The 12,547-nt window shown below is 48.4% G+C and carries 10 protein-coding genes; 6 read left to right on the top strand and 4 right to left on the bottom strand.

Going from position 1 to position 12,547, the window contains the following annotated elements:
- Positions 1-83: 83 nt before the first annotated feature.
- On the bottom strand, positions 84-503 hold the full coding sequence (locus ACLHG7_RS05925; RefSeq protein WP_410210111.1) for a hypothetical protein: 420 nt from the start codon (positions 501-503) through the stop codon (positions 84-86).
- A gap of 601 nt (positions 504-1,104) precedes the next feature.
- The gene (locus ACLHG7_RS05920) at positions 1,105-3,360 is read right to left on the bottom strand and encodes a SulP family inorganic anion transporter (RefSeq protein ID WP_410210110.1); all 2,256 of its coding nucleotides are present in this window, start codon (positions 3,358-3,360) and stop codon (positions 1,105-1,107) included.
- Positions 3,361-3,877: 517 nt separating this feature from the next.
- Between ACLHG7_RS05920 and ACLHG7_RS05915 the strand changes: the two genes are divergently transcribed.
- Positions 3,878-4,780, top strand: coding sequence for a helix-turn-helix domain-containing protein (locus ACLHG7_RS05915; RefSeq protein WP_410210109.1), 903 nt, complete (start codon positions 3,878-3,880; stop codon positions 4,778-4,780).
- 143 nt (positions 4,781-4,923) lie between these two features.
- Positions 4,924-5,925, top strand: coding sequence for an aldo/keto reductase (locus ACLHG7_RS05910; RefSeq protein ID WP_410210108.1), 1,002 nt, complete (start codon positions 4,924-4,926; stop codon positions 5,923-5,925).
- A 63-nt stretch (positions 5,926-5,988) separates the two neighbouring features.
- Here ACLHG7_RS05910 and ACLHG7_RS05905 read toward each other — a convergent pair whose 3' ends face one another.
- The gene (locus ACLHG7_RS05905) at positions 5,989-7,647 is read right to left on the bottom strand and encodes an ATP-binding protein (RefSeq protein ID WP_410210107.1); all 1,659 of its coding nucleotides are present in this window, start codon (positions 7,645-7,647) and stop codon (positions 5,989-5,991) included.
- Positions 7,648-7,808: 161 nt separating this feature from the next.
- Complete coding sequence (locus ACLHG7_RS05900) at positions 7,809-8,525, bottom strand: response regulator (protein WP_114900099.1); 717 nt, start codon at positions 8,523-8,525, stop codon at positions 7,809-7,811.
- A 730-nt stretch (positions 8,526-9,255) separates the two neighbouring features.
- Here ACLHG7_RS05900 and ACLHG7_RS05895 point away from each other — a divergent pair.
- The 4 genes from ACLHG7_RS05895 (at position 9,256) to ACLHG7_RS05880 (ending at position 12,386) form a co-directional block, all read left to right on the top strand.
- Positions 9,256-9,702: a hypothetical protein gene (locus ACLHG7_RS05895; protein WP_410210106.1), complete on the top strand. Its 447-nt coding sequence runs from the start codon at positions 9,256-9,258 to the stop codon at positions 9,700-9,702.
- A gap of 95 nt (positions 9,703-9,797) precedes the next feature.
- Entirely contained in the window at positions 9,798-10,397 is a 600-nt protein-coding gene (locus ACLHG7_RS05890; RefSeq protein ID WP_410210105.1) for a TetR/AcrR family transcriptional regulator, read from the top strand.
- Between the two features lie 134 nt (positions 10,398-10,531).
- Positions 10,532-11,353, top strand: coding sequence for an oxidoreductase (locus tag ACLHG7_RS05885; RefSeq protein WP_410210104.1), 822 nt, complete (start codon positions 10,532-10,534; stop codon positions 11,351-11,353).
- 31 nt (positions 11,354-11,384) lie between these two features.
- Positions 11,385-12,386, top strand: coding sequence for an NADP-dependent oxidoreductase (locus ACLHG7_RS05880; RefSeq protein WP_410210103.1), 1,002 nt, complete (start codon positions 11,385-11,387; stop codon positions 12,384-12,386).
- The last annotated feature ends 161 nt before the right edge of the window (positions 12,387-12,547 follow it).

The raw sequence follows: 12,547 nt of genomic DNA, 5'->3' as shown, positions 1-12,547 counted from the left end.
AGTGGTTTTTTTTGACATTACAACAATTATCTTGCGGACGTGGGTTCAACGCCCGCCATCTCCAGCCAACCGACGCATCAGACTTAGCCCTGTGGGATCGGGCTCAGCGCTGGATTCGGATTCACTTGGCAGTGGATTGGAATCGTGGCCAGCGTATTGGCTGAGTCAGCCTTCAGCACTTGCTTGCTGTATGGACCATCGGTGGTTTGCACATGCACCGTCAGTGTACCCGAGCGGTTTTTGCTCAAGCAGGCGACTTGTGCCTTATTGGTGCCGGCGATTGGCTTTAAGCTGACATCACGACCTTCCCAATGATAGTTATAGTGCACGCCCTGTACTGGCTTAATCACATTGGCTTCGCAGGCGCCGCCTGTCGAGCCTTCACATGACAAGGTAATCCCTGCCACACCTGGGATCACTTTCCCCTCTTCCGCCTGCACATTCACACTTGCAGCCAGCCCAACAACCACGCCTAATAATACTTTCAACGAAAAATGTTTCATGATGCATCCTAATAATAGTCTCGACAACAATGCCAAGCTGTACGGCACTTAAATTCAATCGGTCATCACGACCTCATAACCTTAATCGCGTCAGATCAGCTCCGATACAACAGGATCTACTCTAAGGGATATATGACAGCATAATGACAAAACACACCATTCATATATAAAAAATACACATATAAACCCGAATTATTAATCACACGTATATTCGGTATATTTTGTATATCCAAATCGACAATATGGATTATATGAAATCACACATAAGCAAACATTATGGAATTAATTAAAATTAAATATACGATATAAAACAATAGTTTAAATTACTTATCATTCATTTATTTTTATTTAAAAATAGCCCACCTACTGCGCAAATAAATCATTTTTGCACAATCAGCACTCCTTAAAAATATTATCCATTATTGCATTAATTTAAAATCAATATTGACAGCCCATATAATCTTAAATTAATCGACACCGTTGACGACTTCACATTATCTTTGCAACGCTCAAAGCGACTGCAAACGATGCAATAGTGAAGACCTCAACAGGGATCGATAGCCCGCTTTTTAAGGATAAAAAGAGGGCATCTGCATCAGGATTAGGCAGGCAATAGCGCCGGCTTGTGGATCTGGGTGATCTCCGCGGTTTCCTCAAAGAAGGTCACCTCTCCACTGCCCACGTCATAGAGCGCACCGACCAACGCTACCTCACCGCGCTCAATCATGCCGCGCAGCACATCGCTGTTGTTGCGGATGTAGATCATCGTATTTTGCACATTACGAATCGCCACACGGTTGACAAAGTCAGTCGTGACGCCCTCATCACCATCGATCCCCCGCTCCTGCTGTACTGCCTGCATGATTGGACCAATGATATATTTGATGTGCGGCGCTTCTTTGGACTGTGCAACATCGACGTTTTGATACGCCATCTTGCAGGCCGCAGTGACCGCGCCGCAGTCGGTATGACCCAGTACCACCAGCAACTTGCTGCCCTTCAGGTTACAGGCGAACTCCATGGAGCCGAGTACTTTTTGCCCTGCGATGTTGCCAGCGATGCGCATACTGAAGATGTCACCCACACCCAGATCAAAGATCAATTCCGTCGGTGAGCGTGAATCCATACAGCCCAGCACGGCAGCAATGGGATGCTGTCCACTTGAGGTGGCGCTGACCTGATGCGCCATATCCCGGTGCAGACGCTCGCCTTTGACAAAGCGCTGATTGCCTTCTTTTAATATCGTCAGCACTTGTGCAGGGGTGAGCTGCGTTTGCACCTCACGGGTACTGACATCGACATGCTGCACCTGATCTTCCATCTCGCTGTAGTGCTTTTTAAAGCCGATTAGACTGACCTTGATATGGCGCATCACCGCTTCCTGATCACGGAAATCAATGATGAGCTGATAGATATCCGGATCGATATAGTCGGTGATGCTGGCGTCAATGATGACATTGGCATGATTCGGCAGACCGTTTAAAGAAGAGGACAATGCCGCGCGATTCAAAAAGCTCACCTGCGAACCCAACTGCAAGCGTGTCACATCACCACCAACATGATGCTCCTTGATGGTATGTACCCCGCGGCGCAAGTTGCTATGCAGGATAAAGCCCATGCTGATTACCAGACCGATGATGATCCCGACCAGCAGGTCGGTGAAAATGATCGCCACAACCGTGACCACGAATGGCCAGAACTGCTTCCAGCCCTCGCTGTACATCTGATAAAACAGCGCAGGACTCGCCAGTTTAAAGCCGGTCAGGATCAGGATCGCAGCCAAAGCAGACAGCGGAATGGTATTGATCAGACTCGGCAGTGCCAACACCGCAATGATGAGCAAAAAGCCATGAAAGATCGCCGAGAAGCGCGTCCGCGCACCCGAACTGGCATTGACTGAACTGCGCACAATCACGGAGGTGATCGGCATGCCGCCCAGAAAACCCGACAGCGTATTCCCTGTCCCTTGCGCAAACAATTCACGATTGGGAGATGCCGCACGTTTGAATGGATCGATCTTCTCTGACGCTTCCAGATTTAAGAGCGTCTCCAGTGAGGCCACAATCGCCAAGGTAATCGCACCGGTATAGATCACTGGATCATTCCAGTAACTAAAGTCAGGAAACAAAAAGATGCCTTCTGGATGATTCATCACATCCGGCAAGTTAATCAGATGCGATGGAACAATCGCCAACGGCGAGCCCAGCGCAATAAAGATCGAATTCAGACCCGCCCCCAACACCACCGCAACCAGCGCGGAGGGAATCATGGTTTTCTTTAAGCGCGTCTTATCCCAGAGCAGAATCGTGGCAATACACAGGAATCCGATCAGCGCCGCACCCAAATTGATATTGAGCGACAGCAATGCGGTAAAGGTATTCGACCCATCACTTTGCACAAAGCTGATATTGTCGGTATTGATCGACTTGCTATAGCCCACCAGATGCGGCAACTGGGTCAGGATCAAAATAATACCGATCGCTGCCAATAGCCCACGGATTACATTGCTGGGGATATAGTTGGCAAAGAAGCCGAGCTTCAGCGCACTGAACACCAACTGCAGAATACCAGCAAGGATCATGGTGAAGAGGAACGCCTCGTAGTTGCCGTGCAGCTTATCGAGCTGCGCCAGAATAATCGCGGTCAGACCTGCTGCAGGTCCCGACACGCTAATGTGTGAGCCACTGAGCGCACCCACCACAATACCGCCGATCACGCCAGCAATGATGCCGGATAGAATCGGTGCGCCAGAAGCATGGGCAATGCCCAAGCATAAGGGCAGAGCCACCAAAAACACGACCAGACCCGATAGCGAGTCCTTCAAAATATCTTTCATCTGTAGACGTGCAGATAACATCAGAGAAGCCTCAAGGTTTCAAAAAAAGAAAAAGATTAGATTGATCGCTATGAGGCTAAAGGGTTTACCAAATGGTCTCTGATGATGAATTGTGGAGATATCATCGAGACCATGTCATAAATCTGTCATTTTTGTATGCAATTGCTTACATATATGGTTATTTTGTAAGCATATACTTACATTTTATGCCGGTTTTCGATAGAGTTCTCTGTTTTTCTATAATGTTATAATATGTCGAAAGTTTAGTTTAAAGCATAAAAAACCACTGCCGCGATAGCGAGCAGTGGTTTTTTTAACGCCTCGCCTCAACCCTCTTTCACGATCAAAGTGGACTGAGACATCTTCTTGTCAAACTGGGAAGTCCAACGTGAAGAAAGTGACTCTGTACTACAGATCAGCAATCGCAACCTCTTCTGCATTTGACCTCATCAAAAAAACAGCCTATAAATAAAGCATCGTTATTTGATTTCTATAATTGAATCGCCGTCCCTTGGCTTAAAGCATTCAGGTCTATCTTATGGAAACCCTCCACGATTTCTATCACCGCTTTGCACTCACCAAAAATAACCCCGAGTCAGTGAACCTGACCTCTTTTGGTCATTTCAATGTCTTTAAGCGCGATGCCTGCTCATTTCTGACGCCCTATAGTCGTCGCGACTACTATAAGATTTCATTAATCTTGGGCGTTGGCGAGCTACATTATGCCAATCGCTGGATCAAGGTTGATCGTCCTGCATTGTTGTTTTCCAACCCCATGGTGCCTTACGCTTGGGAAACCGCCTCATCCGATCAGGATGGCTGGTTTTGCCTGTTTACCGAAAGCTTTATCAGCCAAGAATCCCGCCAAGGTTTCCTGCATGAGTCGCCACTGTTTAAAGTCGATGGCAACCCGATCCTGTTTCTTAATGACGAGCAGGTTTATGAGATATCCACTATTTTCAAAAAGATGAATGCTGAAATTGCTTCAGAGTATGCGCATAAATATGACATGCTGCGTAGCTACCTACATCTGATTGTGCATGAAGCCCTGAAAGTAAATCCACCGACAAAGTTTGAAAAACATGGTAATGCCTCGAGCCGCATCAGCCATTTGTTCTTCGAACTGCTTGAGCGCCAGTTTCCGATTGACTCACCGCAATACCACCTCAAGCTGAAAACCGCCAATGACTTTGCATACGGCCTATCGGTACATGTCAATCATCTCAATCGTGCCGTCAAAGAAGCCACCGGCAAGACCACTTCAGAGCACATCAGCCGCCGTATTACTGATGAGGCCAAAGCGCTACTGCAATTCACCAATTGGAACATCTCCGAAGTCGCCTATAGCTTGGGCTTTGAATACCCCGCCTACTTCACCAACTTTTTTAAAAAAAATGCCGGACTCTCCCCGAAAAACTTCCGCGAGGCCTGCACCGCATAATGCGTTGAACCTTGTTTGAATTTTATAAGGATTGGTTTGAATGTTATACGTGCCTGAAGATCGAAATTTCTTATACTTTTTTTGACCCACTGACTCACCCCACTAGTCACTCCCAACACCTCATCTCAAAAAAGGATTCGGTCATGAAATATAGAGAACTCGGTCAAACCGGTGAAAAACTGTCTGCTATTGGCCTCGGTTGCATGGGCATGAGCTTCGCTTACGGCACATCCGATGATCAGCAGAGCATTAATACCCTGCATAAGGCGCTCGACCTTGGCATCAACTTTTGGGATACCGCCGACATGTATGGCAACGGAGCCAATGAAGAACTCCTTGCGCAAGTCCTGCAAAGCAACCGTGACAAGGTCTTTCTCGCCACCAAGTTTGGTTTTCGTTTTAAGGGCGATCTCGCCCAGCCTAGCAACTCCAAAGACACCTATTTTGATGGCTCACCCGCGTGGATACGCGTCGCGGTTGAAAACAGCCTTAAACGCCTGAAGACCGATGTCATCGACCTCTACTATGCCCACCGCATCGACCCCAATGTGCCAGTCGAGGACACCGTCGGTGCAATGGCGGATCTGGTCAAAGCTGGTAAGGTACGCTACTTGGGCTTAAGTGAAGCCTCAGCGCAATCGATCCGAAAAGCCCAAGCGATCCACCCCATTGTCGCCCTGCAGTCTGAGTACTCTTTGCTATCCCGTGATGTTGAGGGTGAAATCTTAGCAACCACCCGGGAACTAGGAATCTCCTTGGTGCCCTACTCCCCACTGGCACGCGGTCTGGTCACCAATGCCCTAAATGTGGATCAGCTTGAAGACAGCGACTTTAGAAAAATGCTACCGCGCTACCAAGGGGATAATCTGAAGAATAATCAGGCACTCGCCTCTGCTTTTGCGGCCTTCGCCGAGCAAAAAAATGCCACGGCGGCGCAGCTTGCCCTCGCATGGGTACTGGCACAAGGTCATGACATCATCCCCATCCCCGGAACACGAAAGATCAATCGCTTAATCGAAAATGCCGGTGCCGTAGATCTTGAGCTATCTGCCGGAGATATCAAGACCATCGACGAGATTTTAGCAACCTACCCCAATGTCGGCGCACGCTATACCGAAACGCAGTTGAAACAAGTGAATCATTGAGGGGCGCACCCATAAAAAAACCACTGCAAGCAGTGGTTTTTTTATGTCTACAAGTCACCCGACTTACTTCATCTTCACAGGCCATACCATCATAAAGCGCGCCCCGCCTAAGTCTGGACTTTGATCCACATGCGCTACCCCACCAAACCAGAAGGCAATCTTGGCCACAATCGATAACCCCAGACCATAACCACCCGATGCCCGCGTACGGCTGTCATCCAAACGTGCAAATGGTTGGAAGACCTTGGCGCGATCTTTCTCGGGAATCCCCGCGCCGTCATCTTCGACACAGATAAAGGCATAGCGCTTATCACCCTTACCATCAATCCCAGAACTGATCCGAATCTTACTGTTGGCGTAGCGCATCGCATTACCGGCAAAGTTCTGTAGCACCCGATGCAGATAACGACGATCCGCCAATGCCACATCCGATTGATTCGGCTCATAGACCTCAATGATGGTCGGCTTGCCAAGCGCACGGGTTTCTTCACCCACTTGACGGACGATCTCATACAGTGGGATCGACTCGACATTTAAAGAGGGCGTGCCCTGCTCAAGCGTCGCGTAAGTCAGAATCTCATCAATCAATTTGTTGAGCTCTTCGATGTCTTTATCAATTTTTTCCTGCTGATCCCAGCGCGAATCGACATCGTCAGTATCCGCCAGCATATCCACCCCGAAGCGAATCCGCGCCACAGGTGTCCGCAATTCATGCGATACCGCCCGTGTCAGCTCACGCTGCGCCTCGATCAAACGCTGAATGTGCTCAGTCATATTGTTAAAGGTCATCGCCAAGTGGCTGACCTCATCCTGACCCAGCACTGGCACACGCGCCGAGAAGTCACCCGAACGCACTTGGATCACGCCCTTTTGCACCATACGCAGCTTACGATCCAGCGGCCAGATCAGCGCATACACACCCAACAGGATCAGTACCAAACTGGAGATGGTGACAATCGCGACCAAGCGAAACGGCATCGCATTAAACAGCGCAATCGGACCAATCTCTAATACCTGCGAACCATCCGCAGTATTAATCGGACCCAGAATACGCAAGGTTGGATTGCGGCTGGTGCCCGTATCACGATACACCGGCACCACATCTTTACGCAGGATACGTTCGCGCTGATCTTCATCAAGATTTAGATCCGTCATCTTTTTTAAAGATAAGCGAAATGGTAAATGCTTGTTCAATTCATTCAAGCGTTCTTGCTCATGACTGACATAGTGGGTCAGGTCTTCCAGCAAGAAAACACCTAAGGCACGAATCTGCTGCTCACTGACACGATCCACGTGGGCGTGTAGCATCACATCACGACCGGGAATCGCTGTATAGATGTCAGCATAAGATTCACTGGGTTGACCGGACATCGACGGCGCACCCGATTCATAGCGCACCACCGACTTACCCGCTTGCACTTGCTGATTTTCATGGCGGCTGAGCGTCATCAGCACCTGTGCGCTATCAACAACTGTGAGCTGTTGATTGAGCAAGAGCGACGCATCATCCAGCCAGTCCTGCATGGCCTTAACGTCCGGCTGACGTGCAACCCCTTGGGCAATGATATAAAACGCACCAGACGCCATCGTCTCGCGATACTTGTCGATGCGATAGGCGTTGACCTCATCCACCAACACATAGGCAAACAGACCCACCAGCGCACAGACCAACAGCAGTCCCGCGTAGATTTTTAGAAAAATACTGTAGCGCAGCTTATCCATGACTCAACCATATCAACCCATCAGCATTAAAAGATCGCTGCTGGATTGCTTCTCGAATGAAATGTGAAACCGTAGTTTAAGCGATTCAGGAATCTGTATAAATGACAAAGGCAGGAATGATCCTGCCCTCGTGTGAAGTTTCGCGGTCCGTCAGAACCGGATTACGCAGCGATCGATTCTTTAACGAAGAGATAGCCTTTACTGCGTACAGTCTTGATGCGTTTTGGATTTTCAGGATCATCGCCAATTTTTGGACGGATACGTGAAATACGCACGTCGATCGAGCGATCCTGACCATCGTACTCAATACCGCGTAGACGTTCAAAGATGTCTTCACGGGACAGTATACGACCTGCATTAGAAGCCAGCAGCCACAGCAAGTCATATTCGGCACTGGTGAAGTCTACAGGCTCGCCTGCCAGAGTCACCGAACGACCGCCATTATCAATCACCAGATCATCAAACTCTAAACGCTGAGCGACATCTTCTTCGATGACTTTATCGGTACGGCGCAGCAAAGCACGAATACGCGCCAGCAATACGCGCGGTTGGACAGGTTTAGCCACATAGTCATCTGCACCCATTTCCAGACCCAATACTTGGTCCATGTCATCGGTACGTGCAGTCAACATCAGAATCGGATGGTTATAGTGAGGACGCACTTCGCGGCAAACGGTCAGACCATCCGCACCTGGCAACATCACATCCAGCACGACCAGATCAGGTTGCTCAGCAACGATACGGCGAATCGCACGATGACCGTCAGTCTCTACACCGACTTCCAAACCATTACGAATCAGATAATCTTGAGTTAATGTGGCCAAACGTTCGTCATCTTCTACAATCAAGATACGTGGCAATTTTTCTTCTTGCGTCATTACATCTCTCCAAGCCTTATATGGCTATATTTTCCAAACTTCAATACTGTGTGAATGTTTCAATCATATCCCGTTCGACTGCAAGGAGATCTGGGTAGCTGATCGGTGTGATCGTCGCACGCCCCTTGCAGTTCATGTTTCAAATCATGCAGTAATCCAACGCCGTTTACAATGTAAACGAGATGTCCTTCACGAAACTGATACATCCATGAAACGTGTAAACAGCACAATCTGCACTATTGGTTACATTTCAAAAAGCGCCATTCTGCACGCGTATTTTGTTATTAAATTCGCTTAGAAAAATTTAATAAATACCAATTAAAACAAATAATTAATTCTTAAAATATTTTGCACAATATCCCTTTGTAAAAACCGACCAATCGCACAAATTTGTCCAAGCAATTGTGGAGACAGTTACATTCCATCAATTATTTTTTAATTTTGCCGGATGGCAATGTTTCACATTTTTACAGCATTTGGCACGCCGAATGCTTAAATCGGCACCATCATGATTCAGAAAAATAAACCATACCTATCACGACTAACCCTGTGCAGATGTGCAAAAGAAACCCATCGTAATAACTAGATATCATGGGACGCAGTTGGCTAAGCGATTGACTGCCATTAAGTGGAAGTACTCTGACTTATCATTAACTTTGTCATACAGTTCCGCTACGATAGCTGTATATGCATAACTTTTTGCTAAGTTAACTCACAGAGGTCCTACCAAATGAAGTATGACGACGCAAGCTGGCACTTTGGCGGAAACTTTCCGCCAAAGTCACCACAAGAATTTGGAGGGACTCATATCGCCCTCCTCCTCAAATGGTGCTTTATCAAAGGGTGGGCTGGCGATCTCCACCTTGAAGACCCTGAATCAAACAATGATGTAGAGTACGTCAAACAAGGGCAGAAGAGTGGAACTGACTTTCTCTTTCAGTGGTGTGATGGCAAATTTACGGACGAAGATTTAAACGATGAAGGAAATGCTTTTATCCAAGTCTATTACGGTGAAGCTGGAAAATACCTCAACGATTATGCCAATAAGTTTGGCCCACTCATGTATATCGGCTCTGAAGATCAACATGACTTTAAGAAATTTTCAAATATGGTCGAAAAACGCTATCAATCATTCATCAAACCAAAGAGCAATGGTTGGTACTTCTGGCGGAAATAATATAGATACCTTACGAATAGTTATTCATAGTTCAATCCCCTCCCGTACCCCCCTCCCACTGGTATTTTCTACCCAACTAGAATATGATGATCGTCATGAAAACATCACATTCAGACAAAATCAGCAAGAAGAAACTCTCACACGACCGAATCGTTGAGGTAACCTCTCACGCGATCCGTAAAAGTGGCTATGCCGGTACTGGCATCGCAGATATCATGAAACAAGCTGGACTCACCCACGGTGGTTTCTATGCGCACTTTGACTCGCGCGAAGCATTATTGGCTGAGGCCGCGGATCATGCCGGGGCGGATTCAGTCGCCTTGGCAGCAAATATCGCCGCCAGTGCGCCGTCCGGTCAGGCGCTTGCGTCAATGCTACAAGCCTATCTTTCAGAAGTACATGTGCAAAGCATCGAACTCGGCTGCCCCATTGCAGCGCTTGGTTCAGAGATGCCACGTCAAGCAAATGAAGTTCGCCACGCCGCCACACGTCATATCAAAGCCATGATTGATCTGGTGGCGCGTCAGTCCCCTGACTGGGGGCAACCTGCAGCCCATGAAGATGCCTTGTTTACCGTGGCGGCCATGGTCGGTACCCTGCTACTGGCACGTGCGGTTGATGATCCCAAGCTTTCCAGCAATCTCCTGAACGCCAGTCTGAAGCACTTAATACCCGACACTCAAATCAAGCCCTAGAGCCCCATTGCGAAAGCGCGAAATGATAGTCTCAATGCGTTTACATAAAAATATGATGATCATCATATTTTGTGTTATCTTAAAGATCAGTCCATGGGAACCCCTCCCATCTCCCTTTTCTAAGGACACATCAAATGAGTAGTAAAATTGCAATCGTGACCGGTGCATCATCCGGCATCGGCGAAATCACCGCACAGCTTTTGGCGAAATCGGGCTATACGGTCTATGGCACGAGTCGGCGTGGCGCAAGCGCGGGTAAGCAACCCTTTGAGATGCTCGCACTCGATGTCACCAGCGAGGAGTCGGTTCAGACGCTCGTCAACGAAGTCATCCGCTTACATGGTCGTATCGACCTGCTGGTAAATAATGCAGGCTTTGGCGTTGCACCTGCTGGCGCGGAAGAAAGCTCGATTGCGCAAGCACAAGCCATCTTCGATACCAATTTCTTTGGCATTGTGCGCATGACACGCGCGGTCGTCCCGCACATGCGCAAGCAAAAAAGTGGTCGCATCATCAATATTGGCTCTGTGCTCGGCTTCCTACCCATGCCCTATATGGCGCTCTATGCCGCAACCAAGCATGCGGTCGAAGGCTACTCAGAGTCGCTGGATCATGAACTGCGCACTTGGGGCATTCGGGTTTCAGTCGTTGAACCTGCTTATACCAAGACTGGTTTTGATGCGAACTTGCTCGCACCCGATGAGAAACTGATTGAATACCAAGCCATTCGCACCGCAGTCGATCTGCGCATGAAAGAAATATTGCAGACCGCAGACGCACCACTGATCGTAGCCAACACCGTGCTTAAAGTCGCGCAAAGCGAGCATCCCAAGCAGCGTTATACCGCAGGGAGCATGGCCAACCGCCTAAAATTACTGCGCCGCTTTGCTCCAGCGGGCGTACTCGATGCGGGATTACGTAAGGATCTCAAACTCAGTTCGGTGTCACACCACTAACGAATAGAATGAGATTGCGGAGAGAAATAATATGAAAGCCTTTATCATCGATCGTTATGGCAAGTCCGCTGTCGGTCGGATTAGCGAGATGCCCGCACCTATCGTGGGTGCGCACGATGTCCTCGTCAAAATCCACGCCACCAGTATCAATCCCTTAGATCTCAAGATCCGAGAAGGCGCATTTAAACTCATCCTGCCCTATCATCTGCCGTTGATCTTGGGCAATGATCTGGCGGGTACCGTCATCCAAGTTGGCGCTAAAGTCACACGCTTTATCGTCGGCGATGAAGTCTACGCACGTCCCGATGATGATCGTATCGGCACCCTTGCCGAATTGATCGCCGTGCGTGAAACTGCGCTGGCCCTGAAACCCAAGACGCTAACCATGAATGACGCGGCCTCAATTCCCTTAGTGGGTCTAACTGCGTGGCAAGCGCTGGTTGAAAAAGCCCAACTGAAAAAAGGTCAAAAGATCCTCATTCATGCCGGTTCAGGGGGTGTTGGCACGTTTGCCATTCAACTTGCCAAGTATCTGGGGGCAACGGTTGCCACCACGACCGGCACCGCCAATGTCGATTGGGTAAAGAAATTGGGGGCTGATATCGTGGTGGACTACAAGACCACAGCTTTTGAAAACGTCCTGCATGATTATGATGTCGTATTGGACACCCAAGGAGGAAAGACGCTCGAAAACTCAATTCAAGTCCTCAAACCCGGTGGCAAACTGATCAGCATCGCGGGTGCACCTGATCCACAATTTGCCAAAGACATTCATGCCAACTGGGTTGTGAAAATCGCCGCTTACCTTTTAAGCTTTAGTATTCGCAAGAAGGCCAAATGTCAGCACATCAGCTATTCATTCCTGTTTATGAAAGCGAACGGTGCGCAGTTAGGTCAGATTGCCGAGCTCATTGATCAGGGTGTAATTCGCCCCGTAGTGGACCGAGTCTTTGCTTTTGAGTCGACAGCGGATGCTCTTGCCTATGTTGAGCAAGGACGTGCGAAAGGCAAAGTGGTGGTGAATCTGATCTAATCATAAGTTTAATCCAATGCCAGATGTACAGTGATCGCATCTGGCGAAGGAAAAAAGCATAACCATAAGCCCTCTGAACACTCGATAACCCCATCACTACCTCTGCCGACTTATCTATTTACACATAATACTTATCTAAAAATTCGCATACACATTTTTTA

Source organism: Aquirhabdus sp., assembly GCF_046462495.1.
Classification (GTDB): Bacteria; Pseudomonadota; Gammaproteobacteria; order Pseudomonadales; family Moraxellaceae; genus Aquirhabdus.
The sequence above is the reverse complement of the archived record's forward strand: the minus strand, read 5'-3'. Positions and strand labels throughout refer to the sequence as shown.